The sequence below is a fragment of the Rhodanobacter sp. ANJX3 genome, from assembly GCF_014200755.1.
GTDB lineage: Bacteria > Pseudomonadota > Gammaproteobacteria > Xanthomonadales > Rhodanobacteraceae > Rhodanobacter.
The window spans coordinates 327,012-342,927 of record NZ_JACHCM010000004.1 but is presented as its reverse complement, the minus strand read 5'-3'; the positions used below and the strand labels follow the sequence as shown (position 1 = coordinate 342,927).

General features: G+C 63.5%; 13 protein-coding genes. 3 read left to right on the top strand and 10 right to left on the bottom strand.

What is annotated here, in order from left to right; genetic code table 11:
• Nucleotides 1–4: 4 nt before the first annotated feature.
• Complete coding sequence (locus tag HDE76_RS13220; protein ID WP_184508205.1) at nucleotides 5–1,459, bottom strand: carbohydrate porin; 1,455 nt, start codon at nucleotides 1,457–1,459, stop codon at nucleotides 5–7.
• A gap of 585 nt (nucleotides 1,460–2,044) precedes the next feature.
• On the opposite strand from HDE76_RS13220, the gene HDE76_RS20955 reads away from it, so the two are divergent.
• Nucleotides 2,045–3,118: a glycosyltransferase family 9 protein gene (locus HDE76_RS20955; RefSeq protein ID WP_184508202.1), complete on the top strand. Its 1,074-nt coding sequence runs from the start codon at nucleotides 2,045–2,047 to the stop codon at nucleotides 3,116–3,118.
• A 37-nt stretch (nucleotides 3,119–3,155) separates the two neighbouring features.
• Here HDE76_RS20955 and HDE76_RS13210 read toward each other — a convergent pair whose 3' ends face one another.
• The 6 genes from HDE76_RS13210 to bioB all read right to left on the bottom strand — a co-directional run bounded on the left by HDE76_RS13210 (nucleotide 3,156) and on the right by bioB (nucleotide 9,908).
• The gene (locus HDE76_RS13210) at nucleotides 3,156–4,775 is read right to left on the bottom strand and encodes a glucosyltransferase domain-containing protein (protein WP_184508200.1); all 1,620 of its coding nucleotides are present in this window, start codon (nucleotides 4,773–4,775) and stop codon (nucleotides 3,156–3,158) included.
• Nucleotides 4,776–5,206: 431 nt separating this feature from the next.
• Nucleotides 5,207–6,085, bottom strand: a complete 879-nt coding sequence (gene bioC / locus HDE76_RS13205) for a malonyl-ACP O-methyltransferase BioC (protein ID WP_184508197.1) — start codon at nucleotides 6,083–6,085, stop codon at nucleotides 5,207–5,209.
• Nucleotides 6,082–6,867 (bottom strand): pimeloyl-ACP methyl ester esterase BioH, encoded by a 786-nt coding sequence (gene bioH / locus HDE76_RS13200; protein ID WP_184508194.1) that lies wholly within the window; start codon nucleotides 6,865–6,867, stop codon nucleotides 6,082–6,084. The genes bioC and bioH overlap by 4 nt, the downstream gene beginning before the upstream one ends.
• Nucleotides 6,864–7,628: a sulfurtransferase gene (locus HDE76_RS13195; protein ID WP_184508191.1), complete on the bottom strand. Its 765-nt coding sequence runs from the start codon at nucleotides 7,626–7,628 to the stop codon at nucleotides 6,864–6,866. The genes bioH and HDE76_RS13195 overlap by 4 nt, the downstream gene beginning before the upstream one ends.
• Nucleotides 7,629–7,687: 59 nt before the next feature.
• Nucleotides 7,688–8,881, bottom strand: coding sequence for an 8-amino-7-oxononanoate synthase (bioF, locus tag HDE76_RS13190; protein WP_343205707.1), 1,194 nt, complete (start codon nucleotides 8,879–8,881; stop codon nucleotides 7,688–7,690).
• The gene (bioB, locus tag HDE76_RS13185; RefSeq protein WP_184508188.1) at nucleotides 8,859–9,908 is read right to left on the bottom strand and encodes a biotin synthase BioB; all 1,050 of its coding nucleotides are present in this window, start codon (nucleotides 9,906–9,908) and stop codon (nucleotides 8,859–8,861) included. Before bioB ends, bioF begins: the two co-directional genes overlap by 23 nt.
• Before the next feature lie 139 nt (nucleotides 9,909–10,047).
• Here bioB and HDE76_RS13180 point away from each other — a divergent pair, with 139 nt between their 5' ends.
• Nucleotides 10,048–10,248, top strand: coding sequence for a hypothetical protein (locus HDE76_RS13180; protein ID WP_179481044.1), 201 nt, complete (start codon nucleotides 10,048–10,050; stop codon nucleotides 10,246–10,248).
• Nucleotides 10,249–10,257: 9 nt separating this feature from the next.
• Nucleotides 10,258–10,989, top strand: coding sequence for a ComF family protein (locus HDE76_RS13175; protein ID WP_184508185.1), 732 nt, complete (start codon nucleotides 10,258–10,260; stop codon nucleotides 10,987–10,989).
• Here HDE76_RS13175 and HDE76_RS13170 read toward each other — a convergent pair.
• From HDE76_RS13170 to HDE76_RS13160, 3 genes are all read right to left on the bottom strand, one after another.
• Nucleotides 10,986–11,945: a sulfotransferase gene (locus tag HDE76_RS13170; RefSeq protein WP_184508182.1), complete on the bottom strand. Its 960-nt coding sequence runs from the start codon at nucleotides 11,943–11,945 to the stop codon at nucleotides 10,986–10,988. The genes HDE76_RS13175 and HDE76_RS13170 overlap by 4 nt on opposite strands.
• A 129-nt stretch (nucleotides 11,946–12,074) precedes the next feature.
• Complete coding sequence (locus HDE76_RS13165) at nucleotides 12,075–13,328, bottom strand: histidine-type phosphatase (protein ID WP_184508179.1); 1,254 nt, start codon at nucleotides 13,326–13,328, stop codon at nucleotides 12,075–12,077.
• A 73-nt stretch (nucleotides 13,329–13,401) separates the two neighbouring features.
• Nucleotides 13,402–15,915, bottom strand: coding sequence for a TonB-dependent receptor (locus tag HDE76_RS13160; RefSeq protein ID WP_184508176.1), 2,514 nt, complete (start codon nucleotides 15,913–15,915; stop codon nucleotides 13,402–13,404).
• Between the last annotated feature and the right edge of the window lies 1 nt (nucleotide 15,916).

The window sequence follows — 15,916 nt, the reverse complement described above, 5'->3', positions numbered from 1 at the left end:
ACTATCAGAAAAGGATATTGGTGCGCAGGCCGAGCACGAGCTCGTTGCCCACGCGTCGGTTGGGCTGGTTCGGATTGAAGATGCCGCCGCCGGGGTTGAAAACGTATTGCAGGTCAGGTTGCAGCTGCCACCACGGGCGCAGCTGATACTGATACGTGGTCTCTACATACGTTTCGGTGTGGCGCACGATGTTGAGACTGCCCGGGTCGACAATCGCGGCAAAGCTCGCGGTATCGCGATCGAGCCCCGACACATTGCTGCCGACCTTGACGTAGCCCATGCCCACGCCAAACGTGTCATCCGCGCGATTGACGAACGGCTCGTGGTACACGAAGCCGGCGTTGGCGCTGAAGCGGATAAAGTTGCGGTCGTTTTGCGGCGTACCCATGACACGCACAAAGCCACTCAGCGAGTTGTTCGGGTCGTCCTTGTTGCGCCAGAGCATCTGGTCGGCCACCGCGTATAGCGAGAAGTCGCCGCGATGATTAGCCGGTACGCCGTTGCTTGCCGGGTTGGCCAGCGACAGGCCGTTGCTGTCGTAGCGCTGGTCGGCAAAATTTTCGGTGTCGTACCAGGCGCCCAATTTATAGGTGCGTGATAGCGGTGCCGATTCGCCGGGATAGACCATGCTGCCCAGCGAGGGATACGCATACTGCAACTCGGCCATGATCAGCCGGCCGCCGCCGAGCGGAAAGTCAGTCCCGTTGTGGTCGCTTCGCTGAGGATCACCTTCATTGCTGCTGGCCGGGCTGCCGTTGAAAACGCCGAGCAGCAGATTGATCGAATCGACCGGCCGATAGCGCAGGCGGACGCCCACCGCCGACAGGGGATACGCCGGGCCACCGCCGGGCATGTCGTAAGAAGGCAGCGCCGGCCAGCCAAACATCGTGTTGACGAAGTAGGCGGCGTTGGTGCTGACCATGAATTCCTGGTCGACGCTCTGCTGGCCGACCTTGATGTCCAGCCGATCTTCGTCCAGAAATTTCTGGTCGTACCAGAGCTCCCATAGACGCGTTCCGCGGTCGGCCTCGATGCCGCTGGAGGTCTGGATGGTCGACAGGTTGTCGGCGCTGAAATTCTGGCCGTGGATTTGCAGCGCGCTGATGTTGAACAGGCCGCCGTAGAGGCCGAAGGCACGCTGCGTATTGAGCTGCATGATGACCTGCGTGAGCCCGTCGTACTGCGCGCCTTTTTGCGTGCCACCCTTCGGGTTGCCCAGCACCTCGCTGGTTTCCTGCGCGACCAGCGTGATGCCGTACTTGCTCAGAAACGTACGCAGGCCAAACATGTCACCCAACAAGTAATTGCTGCGCCGGAGATTGGTCAGAAACGTGGCCTGATCGGCAGGCTGGCCATCGGCAGATTGCTGGCTGACGGGCACCGCGATGCGCTGCGCGGTGGCTTCTTCCGCAGGAGCGGCGAGCAAGGCCAGGCCGACTGTCAGCGCAGCAGCAGACACTCCACAAAAACCGCGCCGAGATTTTCGGTGGCGATTCATTTCCCTTTTCATAATGACCCTTTGCTCAGATGGTTGGGCGCGTGGCGTCATGAACCGAGACAGTCATGAGTGGCTGGCTGAGCAGATATGATGATGCGAATCATTATCAAAAACAATCAGGCTATGGGTCATCCGCCGCCGGGCAGTGGCCGGTGCCCGGGGTTATCGATCGCGCTAAGCGTATTATATTTCGAAAAAGATTTTTATTTTCTTATAAATCATGGGTATTCAGTTTTCCAAGCCGGAACTAATCGTAAGTAGATGCGCCTAAAGTCGCGTTCGGTTGGCGCTGGGGTACCACGCGGTAAGAAATCTCCGTTTCATCGCGAGCCCAACAGCACTATGCGCGAGAGTCCGACGGTCGCGCGAACTAGTGGCTGGAAAGCTTGGCTGCGTCCGGCGAGCTTCGCGATTCTGAAAGTGAATGGCGGCGGAGACGATCCGTCCCGTCGAATGCTTTAACAACATACAGAATGGCCAAACCAGTCAAGCTCGCCCTTTGATGGTTCGCATGGCCTTTGCGACATGGCCGCCTCGGGGTAACGCGTGAAACGACTTCTTCCCCGTCCCAGGGCAGATGCCATACCTGGCAACGAGATCTATCGCATCCTGGTTTGCCGCCCGAATCATCGGCTCGGCAATATGATTTTGGTGACGCCGCTGATCGCCGAGCTGGAACGGCTTTACCAGGGCGCCGAAATCGACATCGTCGCCGAGGGAAACGCGGCAGTCGACGTTTTTCAGACATTCTCCAGCGTTCGACATATTTATTGTTTGTCGCGCCGAGGCTTTAAGCATCCCTTCGTTTTTCTCTCGAAAATACTGAGAATTCGCAGAACGGATTACGATTTGATTATCGATCCTTGCCTGGGTTCCGGTTTCAGCCGCCTGCTGGCACGATTATTTAAGGGGCGCCGCAAGCTTGGCTTTGACGACGGGGCGCGCCGTAGCCGCGGCATGACGCATCTCGTACCAGCCTCGATGGCGCCGCATCACATGGCAAAACGTTCGGTGATGCTGGTGCGCTGGTATGCATCGCACCAGATTAACGAGGCCGAAGATTTTCCCGCGCTGGACCTGCGCCTGACCGCGGCGGAGAAACAGCACGGTGAGCAGCTGATCCGCCGCCTCGTCGTGGCGTCGGACCAACCCTGCGAGGGTGGCGTGATCGGACTGTTTGCCGAGGCGACGGGTAAAAAGCGCTATTGTCAGGCGTGGTGGAACGATTTTGTCTCGGCCGTTCGGCTGGCGATTCCGGAATGCAGCCTGGTTGAAATCATTCCCGCGCATGGCCGCTCGATGCTGGATTCAAAATGGCCCGGCTACTACTCCACCAGCATTCGTCGGATGGCGTCGGCGATGGCCGGCGTCGACATGATGATCAGCGCAGACTGCGGCGTGATGCATCTGGCGGTAGCGTCCGGAACGCCGACGATTGGTATGTTCTCGGTTACCGATGCGAAGATCTACGGACCCTATGGATCGCACAACGCGCATGTGGCCACGCAAGGCATGAGCCCGCAGCAAGCGGCGAAACGAGCGGTCGCTCTCTACCGAGAATCGTTCCGGCTACGAAGCATGCCGCAGGCCAGTCATCGACTAGAAGCCGCGTTGCTATGAAGTGGGCCAGCGGCTTTCGCCCACGGCCAGCGCAAGCTTATTTGGAAGATTCGTCCCGTCGAACAGCCGGACGGTTGGCCGCGGCATAGGCCTGCGCGGGTGCGGAATGAAGCGTCACCACAGCCACGTCGTCGACGATGCGCAGGCTGTAGCCGCTGGTCGTGCGGACGAATGATGTGTGGCTGGCCCTAGCGATAATGCCCGACTGAATCCGCAAACTGGCCGGATCGGTGTGCCGGCCCAGGTTGTCGACGCCATCGACGTAATACATCAGGAAATCGGTGGTGTGGAACCGATCCCCGGATTCGATATACGGCGATATCAAGAGCTTGATCATGGGAAACTCGTCGGCCACATGCTGGGTGATCGGCGAGAAGCCGATCGCGCCGTCGAGCAAAAAGTGGCGAACGCCATGACTCGCCTTCAGTTCGAGCAGGTCGTCGGCCAAGCTGGAGGCGATATGGTCCTCGTAGGCTTTTTGCTCGCCCAATGCATTGCCGTAGGCGCTCGCCAGTACGCACATGCCCAAAGCGAGCATGCACGCAGCAACAAGCGTCCAGCGCGGTGAGTAACGCCACTGCGTCAAGGCAGCCCGCATCAGGATCAAGCCGGCCACAAGCAGCGCGCCGACGCCCATCATCACTCGCGGCTCAAGCTCGGGAGTGAGCAGGATGAGCATGGGTCCGGCCACGCACAGCACGGCGAGTAGCGGCAACAGAACGCCCGCGAGTACCAAGGCCGTCGTCATCCAGCGTGGCTGTCGCAAGCGTTGCCCCAGCGCGTAGCGAATACCGACGATGATGGGAAACGCCGCCAGCACGAGCAGCAGCGGCAGAAAATAATTCCACCACTGCCGGTCGAAGCAGCTTTCAATGAACCGATAGAAGCCGGCAATATTGGTCGCCACCAGCGGCAACTGGCTCAGGCTGTGGATCTTCTGGCTCTCGCGGCCGACCCAGCCGTGGATATGGATGCCGATAATCAGCTGATACGCGAGTATAGCCACGCCGATCTGCAGAACGCGCAGAAAGAATGCCTTCAGCCATGGACGAAGCGGCTCGTCCTGCAGCTGCGCCAGAGCCACATCCAGCAGCACGAATATCAGATACAGGTTGATCGCCGGCTGATAGAAACCAAGGCTGCCGAACAGCGCCAGTACGCCGAGCCACCATCCGCGGCGGCTCTGCCCGATGCTGAGCAGAGGCAGCAGTGCCAGCCATATCGCCACGCTCATGCTCAGCGCGTCGAATTTGTACGACAGGTTTTCCAGATAGAACGGCTGCGCGCCGAGCGGGAAGACGATCAATGCCGCCAGCCACGGCGAACGCAACGTGTAGCGCCGGGCGATCAGTACGCCGACCCAGGCCAGCACCGCGACTGCGCCAATCTGCGTCAGCGGCGAGACGTCGACCAGCGCGCTGTCGTAGCACTGCAGCAGCCGCATCAGCAGGGTGGTCAGCGGTCGGCCGTTGGAATCCCAGCCGGTGTGGCCGATGAGCGCGCGCTTCAAATCATCGTTGTAGTAACGATTGGCCCGCAGGATCGGGTACAGAATCAGAAAATACAGCGCCAGCAGGATGGCGAAGAGTTTGCTATCGCCGCGTCCCGGCAGTGCTTGTGTTTCGCCATCGAGTTTGTGCTGGAATGGCGCGGTCACGGGGTCGAGTCTCTGGCATGCGCATCGGCATCGCGGCGAATCGCCATGCGTCCCCGAAGAACAACGCGCGTAGGCGCCTGTTGGAGGACAGAGGCGAAAACGATCGTATCGGGCTTGGCAAGTAGCGGGAGCAACGGCTATGCCCCTGCTCGGCGACTGACACGTCGAACGTGGTCAGCGACGAGCCTGCGGTCGCCGTGCGCAAGCAACGGGTCGCCATACGCGGCAAGCCGAACGCACAGATGGCGCGGGATAAGGCATGAGCGACGCATCAGCGGATTCCAGGTAGCCGAACCTGAAGAGATTCAGCTCCTTATCGTGCTGAGGCAATCTTACGATTTGCTTTCAATCGGAGAGAGCCTCATCCGACCTTGCCAGACATACCGAGCGGCACTAGCGGTTTGCAGGGGCTGACTCGGCAAGCGCCGGTGCTAGCGTCGACTGCCGCGCAGGCTGTCGACCGAAAAGCTGGCGATTTCGCCGCCGTCGGTACCGCGGCGGCCTTGTCCGGGCGGCGGCCCCCAGGCATGGGCGGTAACGACTTCCCAAGTGGCGGGGATGCGCCCGTCAATGCGCATGCTTTCGTAGGCGGCGAGCATGCGCTTGTAGCGCGCCTTGCCGGTCAGGCCGCGCTCACGTGTCTGGTCGGCGTTGGTGGCGCCCAGACCCTGCAGTTCCTCCAGCAGCTTGCGCGGTTCGCTGTAAGTCAGCGTGTAGCGGTGCACGTCGAGTACCGGATCGCGCAGACCGGTGGCGAGCATCGCATCGCCGACGTCGTGCATGTCGAGAAAGCGGCTGACGTGCGGCTGTTGATCCGCCTCAGCCCAGGAGGCACGCAGTTCTTTCAGCGTGTCTGGACCGAAGGTGGAGAAGGCGAGTAGCCCGCCGGGCTTCAGCACGCGCACGCACTCGCCGAACAGAGCCTGCAAATCGTCGATCCACTGAAAGCAGAGGTTGGAGTGCAGCACGTCGACGCTGTGATCGGCCAGTGGCAGCGCCGTGGCTTCGGCGCAGACGCGCTGAAAGGGTTTGAGCCAGCTCGCGTGCTGCTTGGCGGCGCGCAGCATCGGCAAGGCAAGATCAACCGCAATCACCTCGGCTTTGGCATAGCGTTTTTTCAGCAGCGCCGTACCGCGGCCCGTACCGGCGCCCACATCCACAATACGGCCAGGATCGGCCGTATAGAAGTTCAGACGTTCGAGCAGCGTGGACTGCACTTCCTGCTGCAGCACGTCGTGTTTTTCATAGCTGGTGGCGGCGCGGCCGAAGTTCTGCCGCACCTGCCGCTTGTCGAGATGAAAATCGCTCATGGAATTCGCTCTAAAGTCTGTTGTAGCAACGGCTCGAGCGCCTGTATCAGCGCGTCGACGTGGCCGAAAAACGGCGCATGCCCGGCATGTTCGATTTCCGCAAAGCGGCCGCCGCACCGATCGGCCGACCACTGCATGGCGCGCGGTGGAATCAGCCGGTCGCGGCGACCGGCAATCCATGCGCTGGGTATGCCGAGATTGGGCAGGTCGGGGCGCCGGTCGCCTTCTTCGAGAATCCGAATGCCCTCCTGCAGTACGCGCAGATCCGGCTCGCCGCGGTCGAACACCAGCGTGCGCAGATGCCGAAGTTCGGCGCGCGGATCGGCGCTGCCCATCGTCTCCAGCGCCATAAAGCGCTCCAGCGTGGCGTGATAGTCGGTTTCCAGATCGGTCGCCAGATGACGTACCTGCTTGGCGTCGCTGCCGTAAGGCCAGCTGTCGTCGCGCACGAATTTCGGCGTCGCGCAAAGCATCGCCAAGCTGAGTACCTGCTGTGGCAGCTCCAGCGCTGCCGTGAGCGCGATCAAACCGCCCATCGACCAGCCCAGCCACATCGCCGACGGCGTCGCTGCGGCAATCGCGGCAGCGCTGGCGCGCGGCTCCAGCGGTAGCGTGCAATCGCGCGAATAGCCGTGCCCCGGGAGATCGACCACGTACATGGTGCAACGTTCCTTCAGCGCATCGACCAGCGGCGACATCACGCCGCCGTGCATGGCCCAGCCGTGCAGAATGACCAGCGGGATCGGGCCGTCGCCGACGACGTCCATGTAAAGCTCGGTCATGCCGAAACGTCCTTCTCATTGTCGAAGAGAAGACGCGCAGGCTGCAGCGACTTGTCGATCGCGCCGCGCTCGTCGAACACGAAGCAGTCGCCGTGCCAGTGTGCACCGTCGGTCTGTTCGAGATATTTCAGGATGCCACCTTCGAGCTGGTAGACGTGCGGTATGCCGAGGTCCTGCATATGCAACGCGGCCTTTTCACAGCGGATGCCGCCGGTGCAGTACGACACCACGGTCTTGCCGTCGTAGCGTTCGCGATCGGCGGCGACGGCAGCGGGAAAGCCGGTAAAACTGGTCAGCCGGTAGTCCACTGCGTCGTCGAAGGCGCCGACTTTGGTTTCGTAGTCGTTGCGCGTGTCGAGCATCAGCAGTGCGCGGCCGTCGTCGTCGTGACCCTGCGCCAGCCAGCGCTGCAGCGTGGGCGCGTCCACTGCCGGCGCGCGGCCGCCTTCGGGGCGGATCGTCGGCAGCCGCATGGTGATGATTTCCTTTTTCAGCCGCACGCGCATGCGGCCGAACGGCGGCGCCTCGGACAGCGATTCCTTCGGCGCGATATCGGCGAAGCGATGATCGGCGTGCAGCCATGCGATGAAGCCCTCGATCGCTTGGCGCGTGCCGGCCAGGAACAGGTTGATGCCCTCCGGCGCCAGCAGCACGGTGCCCTTCAGCGCCAGTGCGGTGCAGCGTTCCAGCACGCGCTCGCGCAGCGCGGGCAGGTCATCCAGGCTGATGAATTTGTAGGCGGAGATATTGACAGTGGACATGCGCGGTCAGGGTTGGAGCAGCGTGTAATTATACGGGGCGTGTTGGTGGCGCTCTTGCGTCAGCTTGTCGCCGGCGGCAGCCGCAGCGCTTCCAAGGCGTCGAGCAGCTTGTCGACGTGCGCGTCTTCGTGCGCTGCCGACAGCGTGATGCGCAGGCGGGCACTGCCGGCCGGCACCGTCGGTGGTCGGATCGCGGTAACCAGCAGGCCGCGCCATTCCAGCGTGTTGGCGGCGTCCAACGCGGCCTGCGCGTCACCGAGCACGATCGGTTGGATCGCGGTCGTCGACGATGACAGCGTGAGCCCGAGCTGGCCTGCGCCCGCGCGAAAACGTGCGATCAGCGCGTTGAGTTTTTCGCGGCGCCAGGTTTCGGCCTGCGCCAGCTGCGTGGCGACCAGCGCCGCCGCGGCCAGCGCCGGAGGCATCGCGGTGGTGTAGATGTACGGCCGCGCAAACTGCATCAGGCCCTGGATCAGCGCATGCGAGCCGGCGACGAAGGCCCCGGCGCAACCGAGCGCCTTGCCCAGTGTGGCCATCAGCACCGGCACCTCGTATGGGTTCAGCGCGGACGCTTCGAGGCTGCCGCCGCCGCTGTGGCCGAGCACGCCAAAGCCATGCGCATCGTCGACCATCAGCGTCGCGTGCTCGCGCGTGCAGAGCGCCGCCAGCTCGCGCAGCGGCGCCACGTCGCCGTCCATGCTGAAGACGCCATCGGTAGCGAGCACAGTGGCGGCGCTGTCGTTGCTGGTCAGCTGGCGCGTGGCGGCGTCAACATCGGCATGCGGGTAGCGCTTCAACTCGGCGCCGCTCAGCCTGGCGCCGTCGATCAGGCAGGCGTGGTTGAGCTTGTCTTGCACGCAGACGTCGCCACGTGCCAGCAGCGCCTGCATCACGCCTAGATTGGCCATGTAGCCGGTGGAAAACAGCACGGCGCGCTCGCGGCCGGTCCAGGCCGCCAGTGCCTCTTCGAGCTCAGCGTGTTCGGTGCGGTGACCGCAAATCAGATGCGCCGACGTGCTGCCTACGCCGCATTCCGAGGCCGCGCGGCGCAGCGCAGCGATCAGCTGTGGGTGCTGCGCGAGACCGAGATAATCGTTGCTGCAGAACGAGAGCAGGCGCTTGCCGCTGATGTCCAGCCAGGGTCCGTCGGCCTGATCGACGGTACGAACGCGGCGCAGCAGGTTCGCCCGTTCGCGTTCGGCCGTCTGGGCGGCCAAACGCTCGAGCAGATCAGGCCGCGGCGGTGCAGCCACAGCCTTGCCCGCAACCCGCTTGCGCAGCTTCCGTTTCGAGAATGTCGGCGTGCACGGTGCTGTCGGTCTCGACGATCTCCAGCGGGTGCAGGTCGAGCCGGCGGAACAGCGCGCGGTCGTCGGCCACGTCCGGGTTGCCGGTGGTCAGCAGTTTTTCGCCATAGAAAATCGAGTTGGCCCCGGCCAGGAAGCACAGCGCCTGGATGCCGTCGCCCAGCTGCTGGCGGCCGGCCGACAGCCGCACCATCGAGGCCGGCATCAGCAGGCGCGCCACGGCGATCGTGCGCACGAATTCGAACGGGTCGAGCACCTCGGTGCCGGCCAGCGGTGTGCCTTCGACCTGCACCAGCTGGTTGATCGGCACGGACTGTGGATGCTCGGGCAGGTTGGCCAGCGTCTGCAGCAGGCCGGCGCGCTGGCCGCGCGATTCGCCCATGCCGACGATGCCGCCGCAGCAGGTTTTCATGCCGGCCGCGCGCACGTGTTCGAGCGTGTCCAGGCGATCCTGATACTGGCGCGTGTGGATCACCTCGCCGTAGAACTCCGGCGCGGTGTCGAGATTGTGGTTGTAGTAATCCAGCCCGGCCGCCTTCAGCGACTGCGCCTGGGTGTCGCTGAGCATGCCCAGCGTGGCACAAGTTTCCAGGCCCAAGCCCTTCACCGCGCTGACGATTTCGGCGACCTTGACCACGTCGCGATCCTTCGGGCTGCGCCAGGCAGCGCCCATGCAGAAGCGGCTGGCACCGGCGGCCTTGGCCGCCTTGGCGCGCTCCAGCACCGCCTCCACGCTCATCAGCTTCTGCGCCTGCACGCCGGTGTCGTAGCGCGCGGCCTGCGGGCAGTAGGCGCAGTCTTCCGGGCAACCGCCGGTCTTGATCGACAGCAGGGTCGACACCTGCACCGCGTTCGGGTCGTGGTGCTCCCGGTGCACGCTTTGCGCGCGGTGCATCAGCTCGTTGAACGGCAGGGCGAACAGCGCAGTCACTTCTTCGCGGGTCCAGTCGTGGCGGATCACAGCTTCGGCCATGGAAAACTCCCATCAGTAAGCCGGGAAGTGTGTGAGCGAACCGGCCACCAGTCAACCGCGCAGGCTGATTTCGAGTTGACGTGACCCCGCGCAGCTGCTGCGGCTACCATCGTGTATTCAAAGAATGGGAGCTATAGACATGAGTTCTGGACAAGGTAGCGGCGGCAACGTGCTGGCGGCGATCTGCAGCTTTTTTATCCCCGGCCTCGGCCAGCTGGTGCAGGGACGACTGCTGAAGGCCCTGCTGATGTTCGTGCTGGCCGGCTTGTTGTGGATCGTCTGGATGGGCTGGATCATCCATATCTGGTCGATCATCGACGCGGCGATGTTCAAGCGCTGAGGGCGGACCATGACCACGCGCAGGGAGGCGCTTTCGAACCTCGGCAGGCGGCTGCAGCACTGGCTGTTGCCGCTGCGTTGCCTGCTCTGCGGCGCGCCGGGTAGCAATGGCATCGATCTATGCGCTGGATGTGTCGCCGACCTGCCGCGAAATCGTTCCTGCTGCGCACGCTGTGCCCTGCCGTTGGCCGTTCCCGCAGCGCTGTGCGGGGAATGCCAGCGTCGGCCGCCGCCATGGGACGCCGCGTGGGCACCGTTCCGCTACGCCTGGCCGCTGGATCGGCTGGAATCGCGCTACAAGTTCGGCCGCGACCTCGCCGCCGGTCGCGTATTGAGCACACTATGGCAGGCCGAACCAAGAGCGGTGCTACTGCCCGATCTGATCGTGCCCGTGCCGCTGCATCGCGGTCGCCTGCGTCGGCGCGGCTACAACCAGGCGCTGGAACTGGCCAAGCCGCTGGCCAAAGCGTTGGGCATCCCATTGCGGCACGATCTGCTGCAGCGCCAGCGCGCTACCCCAGCGCAGACCGAACTCGATGCCGTTGCCCGGCGCCACAACGTACGCGGCGCCTTTGCCGTGCGCTCGGCTGTGCCGCTGCCGAAGCACGTAACCATTCTCGATGACGTGATGACCACCGGCGCCACTCTGGCCGAATGCACCCGCGTCCTGAAGCGCGCCGGCGCAAAGCGCGTGGATGTATGGGCACTGGCGCGGGCGCCGTCGCCGCGCGGGCAACCCTAGCTGGGTGCGTCGATCGTCCGTAGAAAGTTCGACACGTCTCGCGACAGCTGGCCCAGCGCAGTGAAGTGGTTCTGATCGAAATGACCGGAGTTCTGCTCGATCTGGATCAGTTCAAAACCGGCTAGCGTCTCGCGCTTCAGCTTGTCGTAGAGATCGACGGCTTCGGCGACCAATGGACGATGGGGTTCGGGCACCGCCGTCAGTTCGTAGTGACGCACCTTGCTGCCGCTGTAATAGTCGCCGGCGTGCGGCAGTGGCGTGGCCAGCCAGCTTTCCAACTTTCTGAAAGTGGCCGGCTCCACGGCTTCATGAAAAACTACCTCGACGTGCGGCAGGTTGCGCAATACGCGGAAGAACAGCTGCACAACCACGAAATAGCCTTTAATCACCTCGGCATACGTCGATACCGTGCCGCCGTTGAGTTCGGCCAGACCACGCGTCGACATCAGCACGTCCAGCGGGTTGCGGAAGGTGAAAAGGTAGCGCGACGCGTAGAAGTGACGGCAATGAAAGTCGAAAAGTTCGCTCGCGCGATCTTCAGCCTCCAGAGGATTGATCACGATCTTGGACCCGACGTAGCGATACGTCTGGGCCAGGCGCGCAAGATATGCATACCAGCTCGCGTCTTCTTCAAATAGCGGCGGGCAATAACTGCTCTTGTTTTCCTGATTGCCCCAGCTTCGGTGCATGGCGTTGTAGCGTGCTGCGAAATCCTCACTGTCGCCTTCGTTATGAAAGGCGGGTTCGCCGAAGAGAAAAATCGCGTGCGAATCGTTTAGCGCATTCTGCAGAATCGTCGTTCCGGTGCGCGCCGCGCCGATGACGAAAAGCCCCTGCGATTCGATCCGGCGGCAGACGCCAGCGAGCGACATATCCGGCATCGGTACCTCGAAGACTTCCGCGCCAGCCGATGCCAAGTGGATACGCTGCCGTAGCTTGTCAATGATGGAAGGCAAGGCGCAGGTTCACTCAATGCTTGATTGGGCGGATCCAGCGGGTTGATCCGGACGCCGCAGTCTCGCATGGTCAGCCGAAACGTGCAGGCTCGGACTCGAACTCGCCGCCCACCGATCACGGAGCGGGCGTCATTGCGCGGCAGGTTCGCCGCCGGTTCCGGCAAGGATAGTCCCCGGCCTTACTGCCCGCTTCACCAGAGCTTGAAACGCCGCCAGCGGGCAGACGTCCGACGGCGGGCAACCGGGCATGCGCAAGGTGGCCAGATGCATGGCGCCGGCGCCGCTGACGTCAGCGGCGCGCAGCGCGGCGAGCGTGGGCAGAGCGACCTGCAGACGCACGCCATACTCACCGTGCGTTTCGACCAGCTGAAAAATCAGCGCGCCGCCGGGCGGATAGTCGTCTGGCTGTGTGGTGTTGTGCCAGTCCAGCCCGAGCAGGCCGGCCTGGCTGGCCAGATCGGTGTCGTGGCCGAGCAAAATCAGCGCCCGGGTATCGGCCGGTGCCAGCGGCGGCAGCTTGGGCGGCTGTCCGGCCGCTGCGGCCAGCGTGGCCGCGATATGGGCCAGCATATTGCCGCCGCGGGCATTGGCGGCGGCGGGCGTCTTCTTGGCCAGCGCAAACTGCAGGTTGTGCAGGGTGATTATTTTTCCTACGCCGGTGGCATCGAGCCGGCCCCAGCCGACCTGCGCCGCAGGAAAATCCTGGGCGTATTCCAGCATCAGGTTTTCCGATAGCGTGCCGGCGCTCTTCAGCGCCTTGGCCGGGGCCGTGCCGAGCAGCAGTTTCTTGCCGCTGGCCGCTGCCTTGCCGAGACAGGACTCGTCGTGACAGCCCAGCAGCACCTGCTGCAGATCGGTCAGTGCGGGCATGGCCGGTGGGTTGGTGACCGGCGTATCGGCGTCGTCATCGCCGTTGCCGCGAAACAGCGGGTCGGGCTGATTGGCGGCAAAGGCAAAGTAGCCGCGCGCACACGACGGCGACAGTCCGGCCTGCATGGCGGCGGCACTGTCGCGATTGCGAGGCGTGCTGTCGGCAATCAGCTTGATCCTGGCCGGCGTGTCGCAGGCGCCTGTCGTGACGCCTTCGGACATCAGCCGCTGGCGATACCAGCTGCCCAGCGAATGCATCAGCTGGGCACCGTGCGGCGTGAGCTGCCCCGGTTCGACCGGCCACGCCGGCCACGGTTCGGACGCATAGACGGCCAAAGCATCCGGCGAAGCCGTGGGTGAACGGATGCCGTGGCGGATCAGCACGATCTGCTGCACGATCCGCTCCGGCGTCGCCGCGTGCGCGGCCTCGGCATAGGCAGATGCGCCGCCCGATGCAGCAAGCAGCGCCAGCGCGATGCCATAAAAACGGCTTGAGCGAAAATAGCTAGTCATAGGATTTCCTGAGTGCGGATCGCGATCACGGCGAGGTAGCCTGCCCCGTAGAAAGGCCGAAGGATGGCGCATGCTAGAGCTTCATCGATAGATCGAGAAACACGCCGCGGCCGGGCAGGCCGAAATACAACGCATTGCCGCTGACCGACTGCGTGCCCGCGTAGCCGGTCAGCTTGTGCACGTTGAACAAGTTGTTGACGTCCACGCTGATCGAGTAGCCCTTGTTCGACACGCCGCCGTGCTCGGAGCGAAAGCCCAGCGCCGCATCTACCGCGACATAGCCACCCAGTCGCTGGCCGTTGGCGAATACCGTATCCCCGTTGGCGTCGGTGGTGTTGTCCAGTCCGTACTGTTTGCCGATGAACTTGCCCATGAGTGAACCGAAGTAGCCGCTTTCGCCGCTGTAGAGCAGGCCCAACGCCGCGGTGACCTTGGGCGTGGCCGCTACCTGCACGCTACTGTGCTTGTAGGTGGCCTCGTTGTAGCTGGCGTTGCCGTACAGGCTCCACTCGTGGTTCAGCGCGTAGGTGCCCTCCACTTCGGCGCCCTGGTAAATCGCGCCGCCGCCGTTGATATAGGTCAGCTCGTTGCCCTCGGTCGTGGCTACCTGAGTTTCGGTGAGATAGTTGGTGAAGTCGATGTAGTAGACGTCCGCGCCGAAGGTGAAGCTGCGGGAGGCGAAGCTGGTACCGAGCTGATAGTTGGTGGTCTGTTCCGGCTTGAGCCCGCGCGAGGCATTGGTTTCGATCACGTCGATCGGTGGCGCCAGAAAACCTTTCGCCGCCTGCGCGTAGGCCGCCCACTGATCGCTCAGTTGGTCGTGCACGCTGAGCGAGGGCAGGGTGGAGTGATAGGTCGCCTCGGCATCCAGTGGCACTGGCGTTGTCTTGTTGATCGCCGCGTTGATCGAACGGGTCACTTCCGAGTAGCGCAGGCCGGGGCTGACCGTAATCTGGTCGCTGACCTTCCAGTCGTATTGCAGGTAGGGCTGTACGGTGTCGGTACGATCGCCGAACAGGTAGTTGTCGAGATAGCCGTACTTGGTGCCTGTCTGTTGGCCAGTCGTGAGGTCGAGCGGATATTGGTAGCGCGCGTCGATGTTGCGCTCCAGCCACGCACCGGCCTGCACGGTGCCCGGCCCCAGATCGCGGCTCAGCCGCAGTACGTCGCCGAATGCATGGAAGCCGGCGTCGGCGAGCTTGCCGGGCACGTCATTGGCGGCCTTGCCGACCTTCTTGCCGGCGGCGTTGTAGAAGGTCACGCCGTTGTCGGCGGAGTTGTTGTCGCTGGCATCGGTGGTCTTGCGCGACCAGTGATCGAAGCTGTTGTAGTAGACCTTGTTGTCCACGCTCCAGTCGCCGATGCGGCTGGTGAGGCCGAGGTAGTTGAAGCTGGAGTAGTACGCGGCGTTGTTGTAGCCGCTGTAGCTTTGAAGCGCGGGGTTGTCGGACAGGCCGTAGCGCCAGCCGAACTGCGCGATCTCCTGTTTCGTCGCGCCTTGCACGGTATTCTGGTGTTCCTCGTTGTAGCTGGTGACGAAGGTCAGCGCGGTGTCGGCGCCAAGGTCGGTGATTGTCTTCAGGAAAATATGGTTGCGCTGATCGTCGGTGCCGTTCAGATAGGTGTCGCTGGACTCCTTGGAGACGTCGGCGAATACCTGGGTGTGTGCGCCGAGCTGACCGTCCGCGCTGATGCCGCCGGCGCGCGTGTTCCAGCTACCCAGCGTGAGATACGCGGTGACGCCCGGTACGCTGCTGGGATCGCGCGAGCGCAGGCCCACGGTGCCGCCGAAGGTGGCGTTGCCGATCGTGCTGCCGCCGCCCGGGCCGCGGTCGATTTCGGCCTGCCCCAGCACGTGGTTGTTGAAGTACGCCGAGGTGGTGTGGTGCAGATCGCTGGCGTCGCCGAAGGGAATGCCGTCGAAGGTGATGTTGAACTGGCCGTCCTGAAAGCCGCGGATGCTGATGCCTTCGTTCTTGCCCAGGCCCGGGCCTTCGGGTGATGTCACCGTCACGCTGGGCGCGTACTTGATGATGTCGTCGAAGTTGGCGTTGAAGCGCAGGCCGTCGCGGATAAAGCGCTCGTCGATCACCGAGGTGGGCTGGATGGCGTCCAGCGGTGCGGCGCTCGGCGCCAGCGTATCGACCGCATTGGCGCTGACGCTGACCGGTGCCAGGTCATGCGGAACATTGGCCGCAGCCTCGATCGGCGGAATGCTGCGCGGCGCCCGCGCGCTTGCGGCGGGCGCGTTTCCCGCCGTGTGCGCCGCCACGATGGTCACCGTAGTCGGTGTGACGAAGCGGTAATCCAGTCCGGTGCCTTTCAGCAGCAGATGCAGCTGCTGCCTCGCACTCAGGCCTGCCGCCGCACCGTTGCTGCGCACCGTGCTGGCAACCTCGGACTGATAGACCAGCTGCAGGCCACTGCGTCGGGCCAGCACGTCCAACGCTTCGGTCAGCGGCATGGCGCCGATCGCTTGGCTCTGGCGCGAATCCGCCGTCTCGGCTGGCAGGCTCTGCGCCGATGTAAGAATGGGCAGCGCACTGCCGAGCAGTAGCGCGATATGGATGGCGAGTTGTCTACGCATG

What these genes read in the sequence shown, in the direction of transcription:
- HDE76_RS13175 (WP_184508185.1), top strand. Translation starts at nt 10,258, where the DNA reads ATGACCACGCGCAGGGAGGCGCTTTCGAACCTCGGCAGGCGGCTGCAG.
- HDE76_RS13180 (WP_179481044.1), top strand. Translation starts at nt 10,048, where the DNA reads ATGAGTTCTGGACAAGGTAGCGGCGGCAACGTGCTGGCGGCGATCTGC.
- bioB (WP_184508188.1), bottom strand. Translation starts at nt 9,908, where the DNA reads ATGGCCGAAGCTGTGATCCGCCACGACTGGACCCGCGAAGAAGTGACT.
- HDE76_RS13160 (WP_184508176.1), bottom strand. Translation starts at nt 15,915, where the DNA reads ATGCGTAGACAACTCGCCATCCATATCGCGCTACTGCTCGGCAGTGCG.
- bioH (WP_184508194.1), bottom strand. Translation starts at nt 6,867, where the DNA reads ATGACCGAGCTTTACATGGACGTCGTCGGCGACGGCCCGATCCCGCTG.
- HDE76_RS13165 (WP_184508179.1), bottom strand. Translation starts at nt 13,328, where the DNA reads ATGACTAGCTATTTTCGCTCAAGCCGTTTTTATGGCATCGCGCTGGCG.
- bioC (WP_184508197.1), bottom strand. Translation starts at nt 6,085, where the DNA reads ATGAGCGATTTTCATCTCGACAAGCGGCAGGTGCGGCAGAACTTCGGC.
- HDE76_RS13195 (WP_184508191.1), bottom strand. Translation starts at nt 7,628, where the DNA reads ATGTCCACTGTCAATATCTCCGCCTACAAATTCATCAGCCTGGATGAC.